The sequence below is a fragment of the Acidimicrobiia bacterium genome (genome assembly GCA_035471805.1).
Classification (GTDB): domain Bacteria; phylum Actinomycetota; class Acidimicrobiia; order Spongiisociales; family JAHEDJ01; genus JAHEDJ01.
On the sequence record DATIPS010000010.1, the window covers coordinates 14,321 to 39,079 of the forward strand.

General features: G+C 63.7%; 20 protein-coding genes. 8 read left to right on the forward strand and 12 right to left on the reverse strand.

Features of this window, described 5'->3' with window-relative positions; all coding sequences use genetic code 11:
• Positions 1 to 3 precede the first annotated feature (3 nt).
• Entirely contained in the window at positions 4 to 1,587 is a 1,584-nt protein-coding gene (aceB, locus tag VLT15_02160; GenBank protein ID HSR44018.1) for a malate synthase A, read from the reverse strand.
• 127 nt (positions 1,588 to 1,714) lie between these two features.
• On the opposite strand from aceB, the gene VLT15_02165 reads away from it, so the two are divergent.
• On the forward strand, positions 1,715 to 3,163 hold the full coding sequence (locus tag VLT15_02165) for a helix-turn-helix domain-containing protein (protein HSR44019.1): 1,449 nt from the start codon (positions 1,715 to 1,717) through the stop codon (positions 3,161 to 3,163).
• Between the two features lie 55 nt (positions 3,164 to 3,218).
• Here VLT15_02165 and VLT15_02170 read toward each other — a convergent pair whose 3' ends face one another.
• The 7 genes from VLT15_02170 to dapA form a co-directional block, all read right to left on the reverse strand.
• Positions 3,219 to 4,511 carry a dihydrolipoamide acetyltransferase family protein gene (locus tag VLT15_02170; protein HSR44020.1) on the reverse strand — a complete coding sequence of 431 codons (1,293 nt, stop codon included), beginning with the start codon at positions 4,509 to 4,511 and terminating at the stop codon, positions 3,219 to 3,221.
• Positions 4,512 to 5,489 carry an alpha-ketoacid dehydrogenase subunit beta gene (locus tag VLT15_02175; GenBank protein HSR44021.1) on the reverse strand — a complete coding sequence of 326 codons (978 nt, stop codon included), beginning with the start codon at positions 5,487 to 5,489 and terminating at the stop codon, positions 4,512 to 4,514.
• Positions 5,489 to 6,517 carry a pyruvate dehydrogenase (acetyl-transferring) E1 component subunit alpha gene (gene pdhA, locus VLT15_02180; protein ID HSR44022.1) on the reverse strand — a complete coding sequence of 343 codons (1,029 nt, stop codon included), beginning with the start codon at positions 6,515 to 6,517 and terminating at the stop codon, positions 5,489 to 5,491. Before pdhA ends, VLT15_02175 begins: the two co-directional genes overlap by 1 nt.
• 83 nt (positions 6,518 to 6,600) lie before the next feature.
• On the reverse strand, positions 6,601 to 8,331 hold the full coding sequence (locus VLT15_02185; protein ID HSR44023.1) for a DUF3352 domain-containing protein: 1,731 nt from the start codon (positions 8,329 to 8,331) through the stop codon (positions 6,601 to 6,603).
• 63 nt (positions 8,332 to 8,394) lie between these two features.
• Positions 8,395 to 10,635, reverse strand: a complete 2,241-nt coding sequence (locus VLT15_02190; GenBank protein ID HSR44024.1) for a DNA translocase FtsK 4TM domain-containing protein — start codon at positions 10,633 to 10,635, stop codon at positions 8,395 to 8,397.
• Positions 10,636 to 10,894: 259 nt separating this feature from the next.
• On the reverse strand, positions 10,895 to 12,535 hold the full coding sequence (locus VLT15_02195) for a ribonuclease J (protein HSR44025.1): 1,641 nt from the start codon (positions 12,533 to 12,535) through the stop codon (positions 10,895 to 10,897).
• Positions 12,532 to 13,416, reverse strand: a complete 885-nt coding sequence (gene dapA / locus VLT15_02200) for a 4-hydroxy-tetrahydrodipicolinate synthase (GenBank protein HSR44026.1) — start codon at positions 13,414 to 13,416, stop codon at positions 12,532 to 12,534. The genes VLT15_02195 and dapA overlap by 4 nt, the downstream gene beginning before the upstream one ends.
• Positions 13,417 to 13,539: 123 nt before the next feature.
• Here dapA and trxA point away from each other — a divergent pair, with 123 nt between their 5' ends.
• Positions 13,540 to 14,373, forward strand: a complete 834-nt coding sequence (gene trxA / locus VLT15_02205) for a thioredoxin (GenBank protein ID HSR44027.1) — start codon at positions 13,540 to 13,542, stop codon at positions 14,371 to 14,373.
• A gap of 112 nt (positions 14,374 to 14,485) precedes the next feature.
• Here trxA and VLT15_02210 read toward each other — a convergent pair whose 3' ends face one another.
• The gene (locus VLT15_02210) at positions 14,486 to 15,856 is read right to left on the reverse strand and encodes a hypothetical protein (GenBank protein HSR44028.1); all 1,371 of its coding nucleotides are present in this window, start codon (positions 15,854 to 15,856) and stop codon (positions 14,486 to 14,488) included.
• A gap of 92 nt (positions 15,857 to 15,948) precedes the next feature.
• On the opposite strand from VLT15_02210, the gene VLT15_02215 reads away from it, so the two are divergent.
• The 4 genes from VLT15_02215 to VLT15_02230 are packed head-to-tail and all read left to right on the forward strand — an operon-like array spanning position 15,949 to position 18,624.
• Positions 15,949 to 16,485: a peptidylprolyl isomerase gene (locus tag VLT15_02215; GenBank protein HSR44029.1), complete on the forward strand. Its 537-nt coding sequence runs from the start codon at positions 15,949 to 15,951 to the stop codon at positions 16,483 to 16,485.
• Between the two features lie 19 nt (positions 16,486 to 16,504).
• Complete coding sequence (locus tag VLT15_02220; protein ID HSR44030.1) at positions 16,505 to 17,506, forward strand: DUF2891 family protein; 1,002 nt, start codon at positions 16,505 to 16,507, stop codon at positions 17,504 to 17,506.
• A 22-nt stretch (positions 17,507 to 17,528) separates the two neighbouring features.
• The gene (locus VLT15_02225; protein ID HSR44031.1) at positions 17,529 to 18,260 is read left to right on the forward strand and encodes a hypothetical protein; all 732 of its coding nucleotides are present in this window, start codon (positions 17,529 to 17,531) and stop codon (positions 18,258 to 18,260) included.
• A gap of 4 nt (positions 18,261 to 18,264) precedes the next feature.
• Positions 18,265 to 18,624 carry a hypothetical protein gene (locus VLT15_02230; protein HSR44032.1) on the forward strand — a complete coding sequence of 120 codons (360 nt, stop codon included), beginning with the start codon at positions 18,265 to 18,267 and terminating at the stop codon, positions 18,622 to 18,624.
• A 65-nt stretch (positions 18,625 to 18,689) separates the two neighbouring features.
• Here VLT15_02230 and dapB read toward each other — a convergent pair whose 3' ends face one another.
• The 3 genes from dapB to VLT15_02245 form a co-directional block, all read right to left on the reverse strand.
• Positions 18,690 to 19,436, reverse strand: a complete 747-nt coding sequence (gene dapB, locus VLT15_02235) for a 4-hydroxy-tetrahydrodipicolinate reductase (GenBank protein ID HSR44033.1) — start codon at positions 19,434 to 19,436, stop codon at positions 18,690 to 18,692.
• Positions 19,433 to 20,683 (reverse strand): pitrilysin family protein, encoded by a 1,251-nt coding sequence (locus tag VLT15_02240; protein HSR44034.1) that lies wholly within the window; start codon positions 20,681 to 20,683, stop codon positions 19,433 to 19,435. Before VLT15_02240 ends, dapB begins: the two co-directional genes overlap by 4 nt.
• 61 nt (positions 20,684 to 20,744) lie before the next feature.
• On the reverse strand, positions 20,745 to 21,602 hold the full coding sequence (locus VLT15_02245) for an alpha/beta fold hydrolase (protein HSR44035.1): 858 nt from the start codon (positions 21,600 to 21,602) through the stop codon (positions 20,745 to 20,747).
• Between the two features lie 62 nt (positions 21,603 to 21,664).
• Here VLT15_02245 and VLT15_02250 point away from each other — a divergent pair, with 62 nt between their 5' ends.
• Together VLT15_02250 and VLT15_02255 are read left to right on the forward strand one after the other, a co-directional pair.
• Complete coding sequence (locus VLT15_02250) at positions 21,665 to 23,764, forward strand: hypothetical protein (protein ID HSR44036.1); 2,100 nt, start codon at positions 21,665 to 21,667, stop codon at positions 23,762 to 23,764.
• Positions 23,757 to 24,752: an AAA family ATPase gene (locus VLT15_02255; protein ID HSR44037.1), complete on the forward strand. Its 996-nt coding sequence runs from the start codon at positions 23,757 to 23,759 to the stop codon at positions 24,750 to 24,752. The genes VLT15_02250 and VLT15_02255 overlap by 8 nt, the downstream gene beginning before the upstream one ends.
• Positions 24,753 to 24,759 lie beyond the last annotated feature (7 nt).

Genomic DNA, 24,759 nt, shown 5'->3' on the forward strand with positions numbered 1-24,759 from the left:
CTTTCAGTCGATCAGTTCGTAGGCGGGAATGGTCAAGAACTCCTGGAAATCAGGCGCAACCGCGACCGTCTCAAACAGATTCCGCGATTGCTCGTACAGGCCGGTCGCGTAGAACTCATCGCCGACCATCCGCCGGATGTTGCGCATTTCATCGTCGGTGATTTCGTCGACCAGTTCCGCCGTGAGAGTACGTCCGTCGTCGAGTACGGCTCCGTTGTGGACCCACTGCCAGATCTGACTGCGAGAGATCTCGGCCGTGGCGGCATCTTCCATGAGGTCGTAGAGAGCGGCGGCGCCGTTGCCGCGCATCCAGGAGGCCATGTACTCGATACCGACCCTCACGTTGGTCCTGACTCCCCGCTCGGTGATGAGACCTCCATCGATCCTCGTGTCGAGCAGTTGGGCGGCCGCCACCTCTACCTCGGCGCGTTGACGGTCTATCTGATTGGGACGATCGCCCAGTACCTCGTCGAACACCTCTCGCGCGGTCGGGACCAGGTCGGGATGCGCCACCCAGGTTCCATCGAATCCGTCGCCCGCCTCGCGGAGCTTGTCTTCCCTCACTCCTCGCAGTGCCCGTTCCGTGACCTCCGGATCACGCCGGTTGGGAATGAAGGCGGCCATACCCCCCATCGCGTGCGCGCCCCGCCGGTGGCAGGTCTTGACCAGCAACTCCGTGTAGGCGCGCATGAAGGGAACCGTCATGGTGATCTGGCTCCGATCGGGAAGGATCAGATCGTGGTGATTCCTGAACTTCTTGATGACGCTGAAGATGTAGTCCCACCGGCCGGCGTTGAGCCCGGCCGAATGCTCACGCAACTCGAAGAGAATCTCGTCCATTTCGAAAGCGGCCAAGACGGTTTCGATCAGGACCGTGGCCCGGATGGTGCCGCTGGGAATCCCGAGAGCCTGCTGAGCGGCGATGAAGACCTCGTTCCACAACCGCGCCTCGAGGTGACTCTCGAGCTTCGGCAGGTAGAAATACGGTCCACTACCGGCCGCGATGGCCCGCCCGGCGGAGTGGAACATGTACATCCCGAAATCGAAGAGGCTCGCCGAGATCGGTTCACCGTCGACCAGAACATGCTTCTCGTCCAGATGCCACCCCCGTGGACGCACCAGCAACGTGGCGATCTGGTCATTCAGTTCGTAGCGCTTTCCGTCCGGGTTCTCGAATGTGATGGTCCGTTCGTGAACGTCGATCAGGTTTGCCTGACCGTCGATGGTGTTCACCCAGTTCGGCGTGTTCGAGTCCTCGAAGTCGGCCATGAACACTTTCGCCCCCGAGTTGAGGGCATTGATCATCATCTTCCGTTCGACCGGTCCGGTGATCTCGACCCTCCGGTCGACCAGGTCGGGTGGAATCGAAGCAACGGTCCAGTCAGATTCGCGGACATCCCCGGTATGAGGCAAGAAGTCCGGCATCTCTCCTGCATCGATCCTCAACTGTCGCTCTGCGCGCGCCGCCAGCAGCTCTCTCCGGCGCGGGTCGAAACGGCGATGGAGATCGGCGACGAACGCAAGGGCTTCGTCGGAAAGAACCACACCATCGAACTTGGATCCCCGCACCTCTGTGCCGCCGCTCATTTCCATCCTCCTGATGCTCGAGAACGCTTCTCAAAGTCACAAGAACCTATTTTCTTGCCAACAAGAGGCAGCGCCGAAGGCTTTGGGGGGTAATATTGTGAATAATTATCAGTATTGACAGGAGTTGGTGATCTTGGGCGAGCAGATCGATCCTCTGGTATTCGGGCACCGTCTCCGGCACTTTCGCCGGGAAGCCAAACTGACGCTCGACGAACTCGGGGGGCGAATCGGGAAACCTGCGCCGTATCTGTCAACCCTCGAGAACGGCAAGAGGGAACCAAAGCTGGGGCTGGTTTCTTCGCTGGCCTCTGCACTCGATGTCTCGCTCGCCGATCTGCTGGATCCGGTTCCTCCCTCGAAACGAGCTCGACTGGAGATCTCGCTGGAGCGAATACAGGGAGAGGACCTCTACCGGGAGCTGGCCTTGCCGGAATTGAAGCCCTCTGCGCGGCTCTCCGATGAGGCCCTGCAGACCATCGTCGGCCTCTTCGAAGGTCTGAAGGACCGTGCGCAAGTCCGGGCAGCGACTCCGGAGGAAGCGAGAAAGGAGAACGCCGATCTTCGTCGCCGCCAGCGGCAACTCGGCAACTACTTCGCCGAAATCGAGTCCATGGCGGGGCAAGCGCTCAGCAACATCGGGTACTCGGGTTCCGGGGCCGTATCACAACGAAACCTCCTCGATCTGGCATCTCACTTCGGCTTCACCGTCCATTCGGCCGGCGACGTTCCTCACGCGGTCCGGTCGATCACCGACCTCCGCGACAACCGTATCTTCATCGCCCAGCGCAACGCGTTGCGCACGCGGGCCGCTCGATCGGTAGTGCTCCAGACCCTCGGACATTTCGTGCTGGGCCACACCGACCCGACCGGGTTCGGCGATTTTCTTCGCCAGCGCCTCGAGGCCAACTACTTCGCCGGGGCCGTCCTCGTGCCTGAGTCTGCGGCAGTGCCCTTCCTCAGCACGGCCAGATACGATCGCGATCTCAGCGTCGAGGATCTCAAGGAACTCTTCTACGTCTCCTACGAGATGGCCGCGCACCGTTTCACGAACCTCGCGACCAAGCACCTCGCCCTCACGGTGCACATGATTCGATCGGATGAAGATGGGATCATATGGAAGGCTTACGAGAACGACCAGGTTCCGTTCCCGTCCGACCCGGACGGAGCGATCGAAGGACAGCGGCTGTGCAGGCAGTGGGGAACCCGCATGGTCTTTCAGTCGAGTGACAAGTTCTCGATCCACTACCAGTACACCGACACTCCGCGGGGAACGTTCTGGTCGTCCACGCATGTCGAGGCCGATCGGGAGCCCCTCCACGCGGTAACCGTCGGCACGACATTCGATCAGGCGAAGTGGTTTCGAGGTCGCGACACGGACAATCACACTGCCTCTTCCTGCCCGGACGGTGATTGCTGCCGCCGCCCTCCCCAGGATCTGATCGCCCGCTGGGAAGGAATGGTCTGGCCGTCGGTGAGGCCTCATTCCCACGTTCTCGCCGCGTTGCCGGCCGGCACGTTTCCCGGTGTAGACATGACCGAGATCTACGAGTTCCTGGAGAGGCATCCGGCCGAGTGACGCCGGACATCTCGCAGGAGGTGCGCACTTGGCGATACCGTTGCGAGGCGCGAATCTACTCGGCCAGGAAGAGAGCCGGCTCCTCCAGGTTCTCCACGACCATCGCCAGGAACCGGCGTCCCAGGCCGCCGTCGATTACCCGGTGATCGTAGGAAAGGCTGAGCGGCATCATCGGAGCCAAGGTCACCTTTCCGTCACGGGCCACCGGCTGGTCCTCCGCCCGACCGACCGACAGAATCGCCGTCGTTCCATAGGGAATGATCGGCGTGCCGAAGCTGCCGCCGACTGCGCCGATGTTCGAAATCGTGAACGTCGCACCGGACAGATCCCCCGGTTCCAACCGACGGGAGCGGGCCGATTCGGCGAGACGCAGGATCTCCGCGGCGGTCTCCGAAATGCCCAGTTCCCCCGCGTTGTGAACGACGGGAACGATCAATCCGCCGTCGGTGTCGACGGCGACGCCGAGGTTGTAGAAACGCAGAAGAACCAGTTCGTCGCCCTGGATGGTCGCATTGAACTCGGGGAACTCCCGCAGCGCCGGTATGACCGCCTTGATAATCAGTACTTCTATCGGCATATCGGTGTCGGATCTGCGTGCCAGTGCCCGACGGGCCGCCAGCAGGCGTGCGGCGTCCGCCGAATCGAAGGCCGTCACATGAGGAATCTCGGACCAGGACCGGCTCATTCGGGCGGCGATCGTACGGCGCATCGCGCTCATTGGAACACGCTCGTGATCGCCGGCGGGCTCCGCAACAGGCCCCGGTTCCGGGGCGACCGCAGAGGCAACGGTGGCCTTCTCCGCAGACTCCGTTTCGGCGGGCCGGACGATCGGCCGCTCTCTATCGTCGCCTGCGGGGCCTCCCGCGAAAGCGAGTACGTCATCACGGGTGATACGACCGTGCGGTCCCGACCCCTGCACATCCTCGAGATCGATTCCGTGCTCCTTGGCGAGTTTCCGCACGAGCGGTAGTGCTTTCGGCCGGTCGGCGGCCGCCGAGACGTCCTCACGTTCGGCTGCTCCCAGCAGTACGGCCTCCTCGGACAGGGTACCGACGATGGGGGCGACCTCGTTGCTCGCCGCATCATCGACCTGCGGAGCCCATTTCTCTCCGGCGTATCCGACTACAACGAGGATCTCACCGACCTTGATAGTCGAGCCGGCCTCCCCGCCTCGAAAGAGGACCACACCCGCGTACGGCGAAGGGATGTCGGTGACGGCTTTGTCGGTTTCCAGTTCGACGAGGGGCTGATCGACGCCGACCGCCTCCCCTATCTCGACCAACCACTGCACCACCTCAGCCTCGGCGAGGCCTTCTCCAATGTCCGGCAGCCGGAACTCCTTGGCCACTTAGTCCTCCAGTGTCTTTCCGACGGCCGCGACTATTCGATCGGCGGTCGGCACGTAGTGATGCTCCGCCAGTTTGAGCGGGACGACCATGTCCCAGCCCGTAACACGTTGGACCGGAGCGGTGAGAGAGAAAAGGGCGCGCTCCTGTATCTGCGCCACGACCTCAGCTCCGAACCCGGCCGTGCGATGGGCTTCATGCACGACCACGGCCCGGCCGGTCTTCTCAACCGACCCGACGACGGTGTCGACGTCGAATGGAACGATGCTGCGGAGATCGATCAACTCTGCCGAGACCCCCTCCTGAGCCAGGATCGCCACCGCTTTGCGCCCCTCGACGGTCATCGCCCCGTAGGTGATGACCGTCACATCCTCGCCGGGCACCAGGACGCGCGCCAGGCCGAGCGGAACGCGATACGGTCCGTCGGGAATCTCCTCCTTGACCGATCTATACAGGCGAATCGGTTCGAGGAAGATCACGGGGTCCGGGTCGTCGATCGCTTGAAGCAGCATCCCCTTGGCGTCGTAGGGAGTCGACGGGACGACCACCTTCACTCCCGGTGTGTGCGCATAAATCGACTCTGTGGATTCGGAGTGGTGTTCCGCCGCCCCGATACCGCCGCCGTAGGGCATGCGAATCACCATCGGGGCCGTGAAACGGTGTCTGGAACGGTTCCGTATTCGGCCCACGTGTGAAACGATCTGGTCGTAGGCGGGATAGGAGAAGCCCATGAACTGGATCTCCGTGACCGGCCGCATTCCGGCGACGGCCATTCCGAATGCAGTGCCGATGATGCCTGATTCGGCCACCGGGGCATCGATGATCCGCGCCGGGCCGTACTTCTCGTAGAGGCCGTTGGAGACCCTGAACACTCCCCCGGTCTTGCCGACGTCCTCCCCCATCAGCAGCACTCGATCGTCCTGATCCAATGCAGTGTCGAGGGCGTCGGTGACGGCCTGTGCCAGCGTGAGGACGGCCACTATCCCCCCTCAGATTCGAGGAGACGCCGCTGGCTCTCCAAATCGGAGGTCGGTTCGGCAAACATCGAATCGAACAGGTCGTCCACATCCGGCGCGCTGAGGCCCTCTGCCAGCTGGACTGCCCGTTCGACGACGTCCCCCTCTTCGCCCTCGATCAACTTCTGCCACTCCTCGTCCCACGCCTGATGCGTCTCGAGATAGCGACGCACGCGTTCCAGAGGATCCCGTGGACGCCACTCCTCGACTTCTTCTTCCTGCCGATAACGAGTCGGGTCATCGCTGGTGGTGTGGGGACCGAGCCTGTAGGTAACCGCCTCTATCAACGTCGGCCCATCGCCCCGCCTGGCCCGTTGGACCGCCTCGTTCGTCGCCCTGAACATCGCGAACAGATCGTTGCCGTCGACCCGGACGCCCGGGATGCCGTAGGCGCCGGCTTTCTGGGCGATGGTCTCGGTCGCCATCTGATCCCGTATGCCCATCGAAATGGCGTAGTGGTTGTTCTGGCACAGGAACACCGTGCCGGTCCGAAAGACTGCGGCGAAGTTCATGGCCTCGTGGAAGTCGCCCTCCGAGGTTGCGCCGTCCCCGAAGTAGGTGATCGCTACCCGGTCGGTGCCCTGCATCCGCTCTGCCCAGGCGAGACCCACCGCGTGCAGCATGTGCGCACCCACTGTGATAGAAGGCGGGAGCACGTTCACATAGTCGGGAGGGGATCCGCCGCGTTCGTGTCCGGTTCGGCCTGCGAGCAGCAACTCCCACGGGTAGCCCTGCATCCACATGGCGGCGGCATCTCGATAGGTGGCCACCATCCAATCATCGGGACGCAACACGGCGGCGCTTCCGACCTGTGCGGCTTCCTGACCCTCGAAAGGAGCATATGTGGCGAGCCGCCCCTGTTTCTGGATTGAAGTCGCCTTGCGGTCGTACAAACGTGCCGCCACCATCGCGCGATAGAGACGTCGCGTCATGGGGATATCGACCGGCGGATCACCAACCAGTTCCCCCTCTGGCGTCAGAATCTGGAGCATACGGCGCACAGGCTAGTGGCTTTGCCGAAGCCGGAAATCCGGGCCGCGCCTGCCAGGAACCACCCCTCGAGAGCACGGCAGGATCACTCGTCTACGTAGTCGATCATCCAGACGAAAACACCGTGGGATCTCCCGCCTTCCGTCTCGAAGGCGGCCGCCATCTGCCCGAGCGGACCGAGCGCCGCGGCGATCTCGGGAGCCGGTTCGAACAGCTCTACCAGGGATTGCGTGTCGACATATAACACCACAGAACCAGGATCGACGCCTATCGCCTCGGCGACCGCCGCCAGACGAGTGCTGTCCGCGAAGGAGGGCGAAGAGCCGATTGAAGTCGCCAGCGAACCCGACGAGGCGGCTGCCAGGTATCTATCGGTGACACCCAATACGGCCGTCTCGCTGCCTATCTGACCCAGCATCCAGAACGTTCCGGAATCAAACGTGGCGCGGGCGATTTCGTCGAGGCCGTTATCACGGGCGTAACCGACGAGGTCCTCCACGGTCCTTTCGACTTCGCCCGGGTTCGTCGTTCCAAAGAGCGCCATCACGCCGATCGGATAGCCGATCTCCTGGGCCATCGCACCGTCGGTCGTCGTCACCACCGCCAGCGCAGAGGGAGCATCGAGGAGGCCGAGAAGACTCCCGAAGTCGATTCCAGTCTCCCGCTCGGCTTCGGCCAGGAAATCGTCGGTCTCGGTTTCCCCGAGGGTCGTGGTGATCGTCTCCCAGTAGGACGCCACCGACCATCCACCGAACATCGCCAGGGTGTCGACGGGCAGGTCGCCGGTCACGCCGCCCATCTCGAGTGTGATTCCACCAGCCGGTTCCGACCCGAGCACAACCGACTCGACCCTGACTCCGTAGTCGGCGATCGAGACGGAGGCGCCGACTGCGTCGAAGCCGATTCCGGCGAAGGTTTCGGTGGCCAGACCTTCGGATGCGAGTGCGTCGGAGACGACGGAGCCGTTCAAGTAGACCGACATCAATCGGTCCGGGGGGAGCGAATCCATCACCGACGCAAAGGTGACATCGTCGGCCAGCGACGCTCCTCCCTCAGCCGCCAAGGCACCTTCCACGGCACTCTCGGTGCCGAAGACCACCATCGATCCGACCCGCGCGAAGACGAGTGCCGGATCGAACTCGAAATCATCCGACGCCGTGTACACGACAGTTCCATCGCGTGTGACCCGCGCCACGTCGACACCGGTGGCCCGTCCGAGGCCCTCGGCGAAGTCCTCGAGGAACACGTCCGAGGCGCCGCCGTCCCGGGTCTCGACGGCCAGGAGGACCTCGGGGACATCGTTCGAGGTCAGGCTCTCGAATCCAGACATCGAGAAGGAGACGGTCCTTCCCACCCAGGGACGAATGTCGTCGGTGAAGTCGACTCCGACGGCGTCCGACATGGCCGCGTCGATCTCCCTCACCAGGCCGTCGACGTTGAGGATGTCTCGGGCCTCGACCTCACCGGAGGTTTCGATCATCGAGATGATCGTGTCGTTCAGTTTGCGCGCGTCTCCCTCGATCAGTTGGAGGAAATCGATGCTGAAGAAGAACTCGGTATCGGGCGGCATCACCTCGGCCGCAGCGACCGACGTCGACAAGAACGAACGAAAGGCAAGAGCACCGCCACCGATCACCACAACGACGAGTACTGCCGCTCCCAGCGCCATCCACGGTCGACCCTTCGAAGCTACGAGGGGCTGTCCCGCCCCAACGACAAGGGTGTCGGAGTCCGGCAGCGCCGAACCCTGCTCACCGGCGAACGGATCGGGCCGACTCGACTCGGGCGGATCCTGGGGTGCCTCGAAATCACTCACGGTACGCCTCCTCGTCCGTTCATTATCCACGCAGAGTCCCCAGGCCGTAAGGGATTTCTCGAATCAAGCCTCCGACGAAGCAAACATCGAATCGAGGTCGTCGATCGTCATCAAGACGGTGCGAGCTTTCGACCCTTCAGACGGCCCGACCACACCTTTGCGTTCGAGGACGTCCATGATCCTCCCGGCCCTGGCGAATCCGACCCGTAGCTTGCGCTGGAGCATCGAGGTCGAGCCCAGCTGAGATCTCACCACCAGCTCGATGGCTTGCCGGATCAACTCGGCGTCATCGTCGTCGGCATCTTCGGCAACGGCCTGCGCTTCCTTGGCCAGCGTCTCGATGACCTGGTCCTGGTACTGCACTTCACGTTGCTTCTTGACCCAGCCGACCACCGCGTGCACTTCCTCTTCGGACACCCAGCCGCCCTGGATGCGCTCGGCCTTGGGCTCCTTGGCCGTGACAACGAGCATGTCACCCATTCCGATCAGCTTTTCCGCGCCGCCGCCGTCCAAGATGACCCGGCTGTCGGCCTGCGAGGCGACGGAGAATGCCATGCGGCTCGGGATGTTCGCTTTGATGACTCCGGTGATCACGTCGACGGACGGCCGCTGCGTCGCGATCACGAGGTGAATCCCGACCGCCCGCGCCATCTGTGCGATGCGCACGATGGCATCCTCGACTTCACGACCGGCCACCATCATCAGATCGTTCAGCTCGTCGACGACCACTACCACGTATGGGAAACGATCGAAGCCGTCCGGATCCAGGCCGCCGCGGTCCCACTTCTCCCGGTAGCCGATGATGTCGCGCACATGCGCGTCGGCGAGCAGGTCGTATCGACGGTCCATCTCGGCGACCGCCCATTTGAGAGCATCGGTCGCCTTCTTCGGATTGGTGATGACCTTGGTGAACAGGTGCGGTACACCGTTGTACTGGCCGAGCTCGACCCGTTTGGGGTCCACCATTATCAAACGCACGTCGTCGGGAGTCGTGCGCATCAAGAGGGAGGTCACGATCGAGTTGATGCACGAGGACTTGCCTGCGCCGGTGGCTCCCGCGATCAATACGTGGGGAAGCTCGGACAGATTGATCAACTTCGGGCGGCCGGAGATGTCCATACCGAGCGCCACCTCGAGCGGATGCCCGGTGAACTCCTCCTCAGCAGCCCGCAACACGTCGCCGAGCGTGATCAGGCGGCGCTTTCGATTCGGAACCTCGATACCGATGGCGCTCTTGCCGGGAATCGGAGCGAGCAGACGGACGTCCGGAGTGGCCAGCGCATAGGCGATGTCGTTGGCGAGACTCGTGACCCGGGAGACCTTGACTCCCGGCTCGAGCTCGATCTCATAGCGGGTGACCGTCGGCCCCGGCACGATCTTGGTCAGCCGGGCGTCCACACCGTGCTGACGCAAAGTATCTTCGAGATCGAGCGCGGTCTGCTCGAGTATCCGTTTCGACTGTGACTCGCCACCGCCGCCCTTCAGCAGTTCCAGAGGTGGCTTCTGATAACCCTCTCCCGGCTTGGGTTCCGGGAGGGCGATCTTGGTCTGTCCCGGACCGGGACGCGCCTGGCCCTTCGGCTTCGAAGAAGGAGCCCTGTTCTTCTGGGCGCCCACCGGCTGCGAGACGGGTTTCGGCCGGGGGGCCTGCGGTCGATGCGCACCGGATGCGGCCGCCCTGGCATGGCGGGCGGGCCGGACCGGCATCTGCAGCGACCGTGCCCAGAATCGAACCGCCCGACCGATCTCACCGAGCGCCAGGAAGAGTTGCCGCACGGTTGCTTTCGAAAGGATGAGGACGCCCACGGACGTCACGGAGGCGAGCACCACGAATGCGCCCCAGTAGCCGATCAACCGGCGCAACGGGAAGGAAGCAAGCGAACCGACGGCCCCGCCGCGTTCGATTACCTGATCCACATCCGGCCAGAGAGGGACGGAACCGGTGAGGAGGTGGAAGAGCGACAACGATCCGACGAAGGCTGTGACCAGGCCGATGGTCAACCGCCCGTAATCATCACGATGCTTGCCGATGATCAACACCACCCCGAGCGCCGCCAGCGCAACAGGGAACGCCACGGACCACAAACCAAAGAGCAGACGGAGCGTGGACACGATGCCCCGCCCGACGGGGCCGGCCTCGCCGATGAAACCGAGGCCCATGAGAGCGGCGACAACGAGAAGGACCACACCCCAAACGTCGTCGGCCTGTCGGCCGAGTGTTTCCCGGACAAAAGCTCGCAGTCTCGCCAGCGAGGAGAGGCCGCTCTTCCGAGATGTCTTCTTCTTGGTTGTCTTGTTGGACACCCGCTTCCGACCGTTTGTCCCCCGGCGGGTGGGTGTCCGGGTAGCCATTCGGGTTTACTTTACACCCGGCCGCTCGCTCCACCAATCATTCCGCGCGCAACCTCGCGCGGAGCGCGCGAACCGTTACGGAGCAGAGCTCGTGATCCGGTCGATCTCCGCATTGAAGCGGTCGAGAGCCACGACCTCCGACTCGAGCAACGACCTCATCGTTTTCGCGCGACATTCGGCACCTATTGGGGCAGATTGTCGCGCGAAAACGTCATGTTTCGAGGATGAGAGGCAGGACAACGGGCCGGCGCGATGTCTCCGAACGAATGATCGTCGACGCTGCCTGGCGTACCGTCTGCTGCAAAGCGCTGTGATCCGTCTTGCGACCCTTCTCGGCCATCTTCTGAATCGCCGTCCGGACCGCGTCCGCCGCCTTGGCGAGGACCGCGTCCGGCTCATCCATGAAACCGTGGCTGTCCATGATCGGCCCGTACTCGACCAGGCACCGATCAACGTTGACACCGATGGTTATCACCACCACCCCCTCATCCGCGAGATGGCGGCGACGGCGGAGCACCGCCCGCTTGGTGTCACCGACTCCCGATCCGTCCAGGTAGACGTACCCGGCCGGGAAGGCCCGACGTTCGACGAAGGTGTCTTCACCGTCGAGAACGACCCGATCCCCGTCTTCGAGGACGAAGACCAGCGGCACATTCATCTCTTCGGCCAGGTCGGCGTTGGCCGACAGGTGCCGGTACTCGCCGTGAATCGGGATGTAGGCGTCCGGACGTATCACGTTGATGAACGTCTTCAACTCCTCCTGTGCAGCATGGCCGGACACGTGCACGTGGGCATTGCGGCCGTGATAGACCCGCGCTCCCGTCCGATGGAGCTTCGAGATGACCCGCGAAACGGCCCGCTCGTTGCCCGGGATGGGAGTGGCGCTGATGAGCACCGTGTCCGTCTCATTGAGTTCGACGAACTTGCTGCTGCCCGTAGCCATCAGCGACAAGGCGGCGAAGGGCTCTCCCTGCGCTCCGGTCGTAATCAGCATTTGACGGTCCGCAGGAAGGCCAACCAGATCTTCGACATCAACGATCCGGTCCTGGGGAATGTCGAGCACGCCGAGTCGGGACCCGACCCCGGTTACACGGTGCATTGATCGTCCCAGGAAGGCGATTGTCCTTCCGTCGTCCAATGCGGCATCGGCGATCTGTTGAACGCGGTGCACATGAGACGCAAAGCACGCGGCGATCACCCGGCCGGGTGCCGTGTGGACGATTCGCTCGATCGGCCCTGCGAGGGAACGCTCTGAGGGGACGAACCCGGTTCGCTCTGCATTCGTGGAATCCGCCAGCAAGAGCCGGACGCCGCGCCGCCCCAGGTGGGCGAACGTCGGCAGATCCGTCGGAGTCGAATCGATCGGCGTCGGGTCGAGTTTGAAGTCCCCGGAGTGAACGATCAAGCCTTCCGGGGTATCGAACGCCACCCCGGCGCCTTGCGGAATCGAATGAGAGACCGGCACGAGCATGAACTTGAACGGACCGTGCTCGATCCACTCGTTCGTCTCCGCAGCACGGAGGTCAGGGTCGACACCCAGTTCCTCGATGCGCCCGCGCGCCAGTTCCACAGACAACTCGGTGCCGTAGACGGGAACGTTCAGGTCGTTGAGGAAGTAAGCCAGTGAGCCGACGTGATCCTCGTGTCCGTGAGTGAGGATCACGCACTCGACGTCTTCGGCACGCTCGAGCAGCCAGGACCAGTCCGGAAAGACCAGATCTACACCGAGCATGTCCTCCTCGGGAAACATCAGCCCGCAATCGATCAGGGCTAGTTTCCCCTTGATCTCAATGGCCGCGCAGTTGCGACCGATCTCGCCGAGACCCCCGAGAAAACTGACCTCAACGGTCATAAGGATTGCGCCTCTCCGACGGCCAGCTCGATCGCGTCGATGGTGGCCGCCGCGGCCGGAACCAGAGGTGCTCGAGGATCTCCCACCGGCTCCCACATACGGCTCATCGCTCCCTTGACCGGCATCGGACTCGGTTCGGTGAAGCATGAATAGAAAACCGGGAGCAAGCCGAAGTTGAGGCGCTGAGCCTCTGCCCAGTCGCCGTCATGGGCCGCTCGGACCATGCGCTTGATCTGGCGGCCGACCAGGTGCGAGGCAACGGAGACGACGCCGATCGCGCCGACCACCATCATCGCCAGGGTGTAGCTGTCCTGGCCCGAGTAGATGGCGAAGTCTGGATGCAATGCGAGGCGCGCAGTTGCCGTGTGATCGATGTCCATGACCGCATCCTTTACCGCCACGATGTTGGGATGGGCAGACAGGCGGACGAGCGTATCCACTTCGATGAGCCGGGCGGACCGCCCCGGGATGTTGTAGAGCAAGACGGGAAGATCGGTCGCATCGGCGATGGTCGAGAAGTGGCGTATCAACCCGTTCTGATCGGGTTTCGAGTAATAAGGTGTCACGGCCATCACCGCATGAGCACCCGCATCGGCGGCGCGCAGGGACAGTTCGACCGACTCTGCTGTGTTGTAGGTCCCGGTGCCTGCCACCACCGTGGCTCGGTCACCGACGGCCTCGACGACTGCACGGTAAATCGCAACCTTCTCGTCGGCGGTGAGAACCGGTGCCTCACCGGTGGTGCCGGTGACTACGAGCCCGTCGGAACCGTTGTCGACGAGGAAGCGGGCGAGCCGCCAAACCTTGTCGTAGTCGACCTCTCCCGAATCGGTAAACGGGGTAATCATGGCGGTGAGGACTTCACCGAATGGTGCCTTCAACGACCTGCCTCCTATACGTCTAATAGAAGCCTAGAGCGTTCAGACCGCCATCTAGAGCCTTCGAGATAGGCGATAGGCCGGCACTAATCTTGAAGGACCGAAGAACGCAGGAAAGAGGCAGCCGTGCCCCACGTACGAGACGTAGACACAGCAGATTTCAATCAGCAGGTAGTCCAACGATCGCATGAGGTTCCGGTGGTTGTCGACTTCTGGGCCGAATGGTGCGGACCGTGCAAGACGTTGGGGCCGACACTCGAACGACTGACGGAAGAAGCGGACGGCTCCTTCGAGCTGGCCAAGATCGACGTCGATCAGAACCAGGCTCTTGCAGGGCAGATGGGTGTGCAGGGTATCCCGACCGTAGTCGCTTTCAAGGACGGCCGACCGGTGTCGCAGTTCACCGGGGCCCTCCCGGAGGCGAAGGTGAGAGAGTGGCTCTCGGAGATCTTGCCCAACCCCATGGATGACTTCGTTGCGGCTGCCGACGAGCTGGCCAACCAAGGGAGAACGGCCGAAGCCGAGGCGATGTATCGCAAAGTTCTCGAAGCTGATCCCTCCCACGAAGGTGCCGCAGTAGCGGTCGCCGGGATTCTGCTCGCCGGCGGCGACGCGGAGAGCGCTCTGGCCGTTCTCGAACCGTTCCCATCGAGCGCTGCCGTCGACCGTGTCCGGGCTGCCGCTCGCCTGGGAACGGGCGCGGGCGCTCCCGTTCAAGAACTCGAGGACGGCCTGTCCGCAGATCCGGACAACGACCGGCTGCGCATCGATCTGGCAAAGAAACTCGCGGCAGCCGGAGCCTACGAACGGAGCCTTGGGCTTCTCCTCGAAGTGATCATCCGCAAGGGGGACCTCGCAGACGAGGCACGCGCCGCGATGTTGGACGTCTTCGAACTCCTCGGCGCTGAGAATCCGCTGACTCCGGAATACAGGCGCCGCCTGGCCAACGCCCTCTTCTGAGTTTTCTCAGCAATACTGTCAACCCCCACGCGCAACTACATTGCCGAGAATCCGGGTTGAGTTTTCTCAGCAATGCTGTCAACCCCCACGCGCAACAGTATTGCTGAGAAAACTAGGGATACGGCTCGGCGAGGCCGCGCACCGAGATCACGCCCCGAGCATCTCCGATCACCGGGACGAGGTCGCGGGTAACAGATCCTTGCAAGTCGGCCGCCATCAGAACTCCCACCTCGGCGCCGCAACCCTGCCAGGCGTAGACGGCCATCCGGCCGTCTACGACGTCCACCATCGACCACCCGTCGACGATGATCTCCGGCGGCATCGATATGGCAATCGCATCGGTGGTTCCGTCTGCGCGCAGAACCTGCGCCGCCGAAGCTCCACAATCACCACTCCAGGAGACGAAGGTCGTCGGACCTGCCGGCCAGGCGTCGTGATGGCCAAAGTCGCCGACGAAGACCGGTTCGGTGGGGAGAGCCGTCAGAGCCGTTCCCGCCGAGCCGTCCGTTTCCAGCAGCCACAGTTGTCCGTAGTACGTGTGTGGATTCCCGTACTCATCGATCGGCGCCGAAGCCGGACCGAGACCGTAGCAAGTGGCCAGGAAGGTGTCGGAGTCCCACCAGCGAACCGGTTCGCACCGATGATCTGACGGGACCCACAGCTCACCGATCGGCGCACCGTCGTTGGCCACATGTGCGATCCCGCCGTGATGGGTCACCAGGAGACTCGTGCCGTCGTAGCCGTACATCCAGCGGAGGGAACCGAATGCGTCGACGTACGGCTGTCGATAGAGCGTTGCCAGCACCGATCCTCCCGGCGAACGACGCTCGAGCCACTCGTCGACACCGTCGCTCCGGTAGACCACGAGATTCGTTCCCGACGGACGGGTCAGCTTGACGAATGGACCCCATCCGTAGGTGGTTTCCGGAAACGTCGCGGTGTGAACCGTCTGCATCGCCCCGGTGGGCAGATCAACGAGAACCCACTTCGTGTCGTCGAACGTTGCCCCGTTCCCGATGACGATGGCTGCGGTTCCATCCGGCCGGACATCGCCGATGCTCCACGGCCGATCGTCCGGAGCCCAGGAGGCAGCCTCATAGCGAGTCCCGTCCGGCCCGACGAGATAGAGCACGACGGGGCCTTCACGAACCTCGGACGGCCCGGTCGGGGCTGCCTTGGACGAGTCGTAGAGAGCCAAGTACCACCCTTCGCCGACCGTTCCCCACGGGATCTCACCGGAACCGAGCGCGGTCGGAAGGTGCGAGTCGACGGTCACCGGAACAGTGCTCGTCGAGGTGGTCGTGGTTGCGCCGGTGGTCGTCGTGACCCTCCCGGTCGTCGTGGTCGAGTCGCCGGAGGGAGCCTCAACGGAGGTAGTCGAAGGAGAGGCAAGCGTGCCGGTCGAGTCCGTAGCAGCGGGCTCTTCCGCCCCACATGCAACTGTGAGCAGCGCAGCCGCCGTCAAGAGAATGAAACGACGCATCTGATTCCCTTCGAACGTTCGCCAAACCTACGATGCCCAGATCGGGCCTCCGCCGCGGGTCGGCCGAATGCCGGGGCATCCGCTTACACTGCATGGCCTCACCAACGAAGGGACCCAACGTGGCCAAGCAGTATTCCGCTCCTCCGGCTCTCGAGATCGACCTCAATAAAGCCTACTCGGCAACGCTACACACGAACCACGGGGACATCGAGATCGATTTCGATGCTGCGCGCTCACCGCAGACCGTCAACAATTTCGTGTTTCTGGCTCGCGACGGTTTCTACAACGGCGTGATCTTTCACCGTGTGATCTCCGGGTTCATGATCCAGGGAGGCGACCCGACGGGAACCGGTCGTGGCGGGCCCGGTTACAAGTTCCGCGATGAGATCGAGGGTCCCGGCTCCTACACGCGCGGAACGGTGGCGATGGCCAACGCCGGACCCAACACCAACGGCAGCCAGTTCTTCATCATGCACAACGACGGCGGCCTTCCCCACTCGTACACGATCTTCGGGAAAGTGACCGAGGGAATGGACGTCGTGGACGCGATCGCGTCGACGCCGACCGACCGCTCGGACCGGCCGAACAGCGATTGCACGATCAACCGGGTCACGATCACAGAGGCCTAGCCGGATGGGCAAACGCGGGGTGAGCCTCTCCGACTCACTGCACAGGTATGCCGCGATCGCGCTCAGGGCGTCCCGGACCGCCGAACCTCACTACGAAGACCCGCTGCTGCACTCGGCCCACGCCGGTGTCCCGTTGCGTGAGCTCACGCCTTCGTTCTGGGGTTGTTTCGACTGGCATTCGGCGGTGCACAGCCATTGGACGATGCTGCGGATCCTCGGACTCGGAGTTTCGCCGGAGCTCGATGCCGAACTGGCGGCCGCACTCGATTTCGCCCTCGATCCGTCCAGGATCGAGATCGAGGCACGCTCGATCGAGGGCGCTCCCGGGTTCGAGACACCGTACGGCCTCGCCTGGGTCTTGACGCTGGATGCCGAGGTTCATCGTTCCGCCAGGGCCGAGGCCCCGGGCTGGAGTGCGGCACTCGAACCTCTGACCCGGCTGGCGGCCCGAAGGCTGGGCGAATGGCTCGACGAGCTGGAGCAACCGGACGAGGTCGGTCTGCACCGCAATACGGCTTTCTCACTCGGCCTGATGCATGATTGGGCGGCCGTGAATGAGGACGGCCTTACCGAGATGATTCGCGAATCTGCGCTGGCGTGGTGGGGGCAACCGGGCGCCCGGTCACTCCTGGACGAACCGGGTCCGCACGATTTTCTCTCTCCTGCGCTCTCCGCCGCCGATCTCATGCGGCGCCTGATCGAGCCGGAGCCATTCGCCGGGTTCCTCGATGACCTCCTTCCTTCTCTCGGTCGGGATCTGGCGAGGTTCGTTCCGGTCGACTGCCCGGACCCATCCGACGGCCGGCTCGCGCATCTGGAGGGACTGAACCTGTCACGGGCCTGGATGCTGCGAACGGTCGCAGATGCCCTTCCGCCCGACGACGAGCGCATACCCGGCCTGGTAGGGGCGGCAGACGATCATCTGTTCGCGGGCGATGCCGCCGTCACCGGCGAACACTTCGCAGGAGCGCATTGGCTTCCGACTTTCGCAACGCTGGCCCTGGCATCTCGGCACACATGAGAGCCTCTACCATTACTCCCCCATGACCCGCCGCCTTCTCCTGCTGCTCTGTCTCTCCGTTGTTGCAGCCGGCTGCTCTTCGGATGATTCACCGGTCACCTCCGCCGCCCAGGCCCCTCCACCGACCACGGTCACGACGTCGACAACCTCCACGATTCCTGCCTCGACCACCACCACTGTTCCCCAGGCGGCCCTCGACATCCGGGCAGCCCTGGACGGCTACTCCGCCGCCCTGGCCGCGGCGGATGGGCCGGGTGCGCTTGCCTTCGTCGATGGCGGGACGCTCGACTTGTTCGACGATCTGTTGCTCCTGGCCGCCTCAGACGTGCATCTCGACGATCTGGACTACCTGGACGCCTTCCTCGTCTTGCGACTTCGACACAGGTTCTCCGGCGAGGACCTGCGCACGATGACCGCCTCCGACGTCTTTCTGACGGCGGTCGCGGACGATCTGGTGTTTCCGCCCATCGACAAGATCGAGTTCGACGCCATCAATCTGATCGACGACGAGGCCACCGGCGAGATCGGCGGTTCACCGGCGATGTGGTTCAGACTGGAGGCCGACGGCTGGAAGATCGCACTGGGGCGCACATTCGACGAGTACGCGCAGATCCTCAGTCTGACGATCGAGGAAGCAGCCCTACGAGCAGCGGGCGACGCCGCCACTCGAAGCGAAGCCCTGCTGCTGTTCGTTTCGACGCTCGAAGGGGAGGACGTCGATCCTGCTCTAATAGCCGGACCGGCCGGAGGATGATCCCATGACTGATCCCGAGAACAACGACCGAGAAGGGGTCGGATGTCGTCCGGCCGCCTTGGCGACGCTCACCTTCGTCGGCTTCGCCGTCGCCATGTTGGTCATCGCCCTGCTCATCGGACTCGATCAGCAGATCGCCTACCCGTTTCTGTTTGCCGGAGGGCCGGTGACCGGGATAATCACCGGCATCGGCGGCGACCTGGCTTTCTCCTGGCCTCTCGACCTCACGGTGTGGACTGTGCTCGGTTTCTTCGTGGCCCGCTACGCAGACCAACCGCAAAAGTACCGGTTCGCCATCGGCGGCGTGATCCTGGCTGCTCTCATACTCGGAGTAGGGACCGGACTGCTGGTCGAGCCGACCTAGATTCGCGCTCGACGTCGCCGGGCCGTCCCTTGTTCCCGGGTCATCGGACGGGCCGAACGGAGGTGTCAGATGCCGAGGAGGGTTTCGATGCCAAGAGTGACACCGGGTAGGTGGGCCACGTTTCGCACGGCCAGGAGTACTCCGGGCATGAATGAAGCACGGTCGGTTGTGTCATGGCGGATCGTCAACGACTCGCCCTCGCTGCCGAACAAGACCTCTTGATGGGCAAGCAATCCGGGCAGGCGGATTGAATGCACCGGCACGCCACCGACCGTTGCACCGCGCGCCCCGTCTACCAACTCGGTGGATTCGACATGCCGTTGCTGGTTCGGGTTGGCCCCTGCTATCCGTTCGGCGGTGTTCATCGCGGTGCCGGACGGAGCGTCGGCTTTGCGGTCGTGATGTAGTTCGATCACCTCCGCGGCCGAGAAGTGGGGCGCGGCCAGTTCGGCAAAGCGCATCATCACCACCGCCCCGATCGAGAAGTTCGGAGCGATGAGGCAGTTGGGGGGTCCGCTTCCCCACAACGATCGGAGTTCCTCCATCCGCCCGGCGGTGAACCCGGAAGTCCCCACCACAGCATGAACCCCAGTCCGCCGCCAGCGCTCCAGGTTGGCCATCACGACATCCGGAACGGAGAACTCGACGACTACGTCGGCTCCGCGGATCACCTCAGGATCCGCCGAAACCCCGCGGCCGCCGTCGGTCGACGGATCGAACAAGCCGGCCAGCTCCAGGTCGGCTGCGCGGCGAACGGCGTCGGCGACCAGCGAGCCCATTCGACCGGCTGCCCCGGACACGGCCACCCTCATGAGACGAACTCCTCGAGGTCGGCCGCTTCGAACGGACCGACCGCCCCCATCACATAGGGCCCGGACAGCATCTGCTGTGCCACCAGCTCGACGTCGGCCTTGGTCACCGCGTTTACACGCGCGATTCGCTCATCGACGGAAATGTGCTCACCGCCGGTGAGCTCTTGGCGCCCGAGCCGCACCATTCGGCTGTTCGGATCCTCGAGTGCCAGCGCCAGGCTTCCGCGCAAGTTGCCCTGTGCCCGCTTCAGTTCATCCGAGCTGATACCGCCGGATGCCATTCTCGCCAGCTCCTCCCGCACCAACGTCAGGACCGTCGGAGTCTGGGCCGGCGTGGTCCCCGCATACACGGCCCAGGCGCCCACATCGGCAAAAGGCATCTTGAACGAGTAAACCGCATATGCAAGGCCCCGCTCCTCGCGGATCGTGTGGAACAACCGCGACGACATACCCCCGCCGAGAACCAGGTGGAGGATCTCGAACGCATAGCGTCGTTCATCGTCGCGGGTCATGCCCTCCCCGCCCAGCACGAGATGGCTCTGTTCTGTGTCCCGGTGCACTACCGAGACCTTCGGGACGATGGAAGCCCGCTGGTATTCATGCTGTACGGCGTCACCCGTCCAGTCGCCGAAGTACTTGCCCGCCAGTTCGACGGCCCGATCGTGTTCGATGGACCCGGCGACGGCGATCACCGTCGATCCGGCTCCGTAACGTCGCTGCCAGTATTCAACGAGATCGTCTCTCGTCATCGCCCGGATCGAGTCGCGAGTACCCAAGATGGGACGCTCGAGCGGATGGCCGGCGAACACCGTTTCGTGGAAACGCTCGAAAGCAACGTCGTTTGGATCGTCCTCGTTCATGTTGATCTCTTCGATGACAACCTGACGTTCGGAGTCGATCTCGTTCTGCCGGAAAGCCGGACGCTGCAACATCTCCCCGAGCAGCCGCAGCCCCTCGTCCAGGTCACTGTCGAGCATTCTGGCCCAGAAGCACGTGTACTCCTGACTGGTGAACGCGTTGGATTGAGCACCCATAGAGTCGAAGGACTCCGAGATCTCCCGGGCGCCGACGGCTTCCGATCCTTTGAACAACAGGTGCTCGAGGAAGTGGGACGCACCCGCCTCGCCGGCAGTCTCATCCCTGGTACCGGTGTCGACCCAGCAGCCGACGGCTACCGAACGGAGGCTCGGAATGGTCTCTGAGATGACCCGAAGTCCGTTGGGCAGGGTCGTGAGGTCGTAATGCATTGGGCGCATTGTACGTGCCGCCGGATCAGACCGGCGCGCGATCGTCGACTCGCGACCGGTATCACCGGGACATCCAGTCACCTATCAACTCTGCAACCTCTTCCGGTCGCTCCTGCGGCATCCAGTGCGACGCCTTTCCGATGAGCTTCTCGTCGAAATCCGCGTCGACGAAGGCGCCCGAACCGGTCTCCATTCCGGGTGCAAAGGCCCAGTCGAACTCACCGTGGATGTAGCGGACCGGAACCTGCACTTGCGGCAACTCGAGCGGCACCTCCGGATTGAAGAGATCGGGTCGGAAGTTGGCCCGATACCAGTTCGCCATGGCCTCGAATCGGCCGGGTGTACGCCACTCGGCTCGATATGCCTCACGGTCTTCGTCGGTGAACCCGGCAGAGGTGCCGAAAGCGAAACGGGCCAACAGCGAGAAGTCGTCGGAGGAGAGAAGCCGCATCCCTGCTCCTCCGGACTGCATGAGCCAGACATAAAACGAGCGACTCAACTGATCGACGTTGCCGGCTCCGACTTCACGCATGCGGAGGGGATGAGGAGCGGCGAGCACGACGGCACGATTCAACAGGTTCCCCAGCCAGGTGGCGGCCTGCCAGGTGAGGGCGCCGCCGAAGTCGTGTCCGGCTATGTACACCGGCCCGCCGCCCGCCCATTCGATGAGCCCGGCAATGTCGCCGAGGAGAACCGGCATCCGGTAGGCCTCCAGCTCGGGCGGGGCGTCCGAAACGCCGAACCCCCTCAGATCGGGAACGATCACCCGGTATCTATCGGCGAGCAGCGGAGCCACCTTGGTCCAGCACCTTCCCGAATCAGGCCATCCGTGCAGCAGGAGAAGGGGCGGAGCATCGGGATCCCCCGAGACGCGTATGTGGAGCTTGACGTCGTTGATGCTGAGATCGTGCTGTTCCATGCACATAACCTACCGGTTGAGGGTCGGGCGCTGCTTGTGCAGGTGTGAGACAATGTTCGACTGTGCGCGCCCATTCAACATTCCACGAGATCCTCCCTCCGGAAGAGCGGGCCATCGAGCACGTGGTTGCCCGCTATCAACGGGTCGCTCCGGCCGTCACACGGGTAGCTCGCAACCTGGCCGGGGATGAGGAACTCCTGGTTCGACTCGGGTCTTCGGCTTCTGCTCGCCACCGCGAGATCGTTCTGGACCCCGGAGTCTTCCAGGCCGCCTACACGCGACGTGCTCCCGTCACTCCCGGCGAGGTAGCCCTGGCATCCGCCCTGCACGAGGTGGTCCACCTTGTCTCGACGGACCTCGAGGAAAAGCGTCCGCTCCCCTCCTCATGGTTCCTCGGTCGCGAAGCGCCGGAGTCGGAAGCACCGGTCGATCTGCTCACCGCCCTGACCGAGGCAGGCGGCGCAGCCGCCGTCTCGATGTTCTTCGCGCTCGAAGACGGCCGTCAGGAGCTGACCGGTATGGCTTCCTATCCGGGTGCCCGTTCCGTTCTGACCGACATGTACCAGTCGTCCATCAGGTCGGCCATGGAGGCCGCCAAGCCGTTGGGACAGCTCGCTATTTCCGGATTCGCACTCGTGGGAGAGCACGTCGAACGCGAGACCCTCGAGAAAGCCGCACAGCCCAAGGTGGCCGTGGCCCTCGCCGATGCCACCCCGTTTTTCGAGGCGGTCAAGGAGGCGGAGGATGCCTGGGAGGTGGCGACACTCGCCCTTCAGGTTCTGGAGGTAGCCAAACTGCACGGACTGGCCTCGGAGGCAGCTTCGAACGAATCCGCGGCCGAGAAGAAGAACCGGGAGGAACTCGACAGTCAGGCGCTCGAGGACGGGGTCGATCAGGTGCGCCTGTTGAGTCCGATCGTCCAGAACCTCGATGGATACGAACGAACCCGCCAGATCGAGCAGCGGGCCGGACCAGACGGAGAAAAGGGACCGTCCGACGTCGCGGACGACGCGGCAACCGACCAGTTGCTCCGGGTGAGCCAGGCCCCGACCGTCTTCCTGCCCACCGGCCAGGGCGGCCGGCTCATGGTTTCAGGGTTCCCGGAGCGTTTCCGCCGTTTCGGCGCCGCCGGTCGGGAGACTCTCATCGAAGCGGCTTCGGCCTGGGGGGTCGCTCAACGACAGGTGTCGGGAGAGCTGTTTCCGCTGTTCGCAGCCAACCAGCGGCGGGGACTTCGCTCCGGTTACGACGCCGGTGACATCTCTCCACACGCACCTCTGTTCCTCGGCGCCGGTCTGTACCAGCGTATGTACGAACGCCGGGCACTGCGGAGCAGACGCAGCTATGCGGTGTCGCTGCTCATCGACGGCTCGGCATCGATGCTGCAACCCCGCCCGTTGAGCCTCGGGAGCCGTACCGCACCCTGGGGTCTGGCCGCAGCCACACTGGGAGCATGGACGCTCGCCCGGCTCTGTGACGAACTACAGATCGATTTCGAGGTTGCCCTGTTCAATCGGTCCTTCAGCGCCCGCCCCGACGACTCGGAATGGTCGTTTTCGCGACGGAAGAGCCAGACAACAGGTGGTCTGCGTCGATCACAGGGCCAGGCGGCCGACAGATTGACCAACACGATCAACCACTATCTGGTGAAGCCGTTCAACTCCCGCTGGAGAACGTCGGAGGATCTCCTCGCAGGGCTCTTCTACTCCGCGGCCCATCCCACCCGGGCGGCCGCAGAGGCCCGAAAGGCGCCGCAGGAGTCACCACCGGTCGGAATGTTCGAGAAAGCCGCCAACGTCGACGAGTTCAATCTGAGCTACGCGGCAGAGCGCCTGTCCCGGCTGGGGGCGACCGTCCGCGTGCTGGTCGTGTTGGCGGACGGTATGACCCGCGGTTCGCTGGAGTCACTCGCCCGTTCGGTCGACGGCGTCGAGCACAGCGGCACGACGGTCCTCGGGATCGGGATCGGTGATGACACCGTCCAGATGGCTTACGGCCGCCATCAGGTCGTTGAGCGTCCCGACGCGCTGGCAACCGCCATGGTCGATGGCGTGCGGGGGGCCTTGAGACGAAGCCTTGCATTGTCGGGCCTGGACGAGTGGTGGACGAGGGCGGCAACACAAGAACGCATGACAACATGGAAGGAGCAGGCAGGTGCCTGATACCGTAGTTTTCACAGATCCGAGCGGTGAGGGACCGCCGATCGAACTCGAGCAGTTCGAGGTGCCGACCGATCTCCCGGACCACGCACACCGGGTAGGCAAGATCCCGGAAAAGGACCCTCATTACGTAGATCTCGGGATGCTCTATCGCTTCGCGGCAATGGAGGACGTCCGCCGTCGTTTCCCTGAAGGGTATCAACCACTCCATATAGCGGTCCGGGGCCACATGGGTACCGGAAAGGACCACGACATCGAGCAGTTCGCGGCAATGCTGCGCCTCCCCTATTACCGGATCCCGTTGACCGGTGAAGTGCGCGACGTGACGCTGATCGGTTCGACTCTTCTCCACGGCGACGGCAAGGGAGGCACCGAGAGCAGGTGGGAAGACGGCGAGATCACCCGGGCGCTCCGGGGTCCGTCGCTGGTCAACCTGTCGGAACTGAATGCGGCCGGAGCGGAGACGCTCTTCGCGCTGCATGGTCTCCTCGACAGGTACGCGGCGCTGGATCTGCCGACCGGCGAGACGGTCCATCTGCGCAACGATGTTCGCCTGTTCGGCACCATGAACCCGACCGATCTGCGGGACTATGCCGGAACCCAAACGCTGAACAAGGCTTTCGCCGACAGGTGGGTCATCTGGGAGAAGGAGTTCCCGGTCGTCGAACAGATCAAGACGATGGTCCAGCGCCGCTATCCGTCCATGGCGGAACCGTTCGGCGACGCCATCAGCCGCCTGGCGGCCGAGGTCAACGCCTCTTTCACCGCTCCGGACGTCGCCACGCGTGTCGAGACGCCGATGAGCCTCCGCACGGTGCTGGACCGTGTGCCGACCGGACTGCGTGTATACGGAGAGGCTGCGGATCCTCTGCGAAGGGCGTGGGAGGAGTTCGTGCTGCCGCAGATCGATACCTTCGACCGGGACCATTACGAGACCGTGTGGAGTGCAGTAGTGCGCAAGGGACCGAAGGGGCCCGTGTTCGGCAAGTAGGCGCAGC

What these genes read in the sequence shown, in the direction of transcription:
- aceB (HSR44018.1), bottom strand. Translation starts at nt 1,587, where the DNA reads ATGAGCGGCGGCACAGAGGTGCGGGGATCCAAGTTCGATGGTGTGGTT.
- pdhA (HSR44022.1), bottom strand. Translation starts at nt 6,517, where the DNA reads ATGCTCCAGATTCTGACGCCAGAGGGGGAACTGGTTGGTGATCCGCCG.
- VLT15_02195 (HSR44025.1), bottom strand. Translation starts at nt 12,535, where the DNA reads ATGACCGTTGAGGTCAGTTTTCTCGGGGGTCTCGGCGAGATCGGTCGC.
- VLT15_02210 (HSR44028.1), bottom strand. Translation starts at nt 15,856, where the DNA reads ATGCGTCGTTTCATTCTCTTGACGGCGGCTGCGCTGCTCACAGTTGCA.
- VLT15_02215 (HSR44029.1), top strand. Translation starts at nt 15,949, where the DNA reads ATGGCCTCACCAACGAAGGGACCCAACGTGGCCAAGCAGTATTCCGCT.
- VLT15_02225 (HSR44031.1), top strand. Translation starts at nt 17,529, where the DNA reads ATGACCCGCCGCCTTCTCCTGCTGCTCTGTCTCTCCGTTGTTGCAGCC.
- VLT15_02230 (HSR44032.1), top strand. Translation starts at nt 18,265, where the DNA reads ATGACTGATCCCGAGAACAACGACCGAGAAGGGGTCGGATGTCGTCCG.
- dapB (HSR44033.1), bottom strand. Translation starts at nt 19,436, where the DNA reads ATGAGGGTGGCCGTGTCCGGGGCAGCCGGTCGAATGGGCTCGCTGGTC.
- VLT15_02240 (HSR44034.1), bottom strand. Translation starts at nt 20,683, where the DNA reads ATGCATTACGACCTCACGACCCTGCCCAACGGACTTCGGGTCATCTCA.
- VLT15_02245 (HSR44035.1), bottom strand. Translation starts at nt 21,602, where the DNA reads ATGGAACAGCACGATCTCAGCATCAACGACGTCAAGCTCCACATACGC.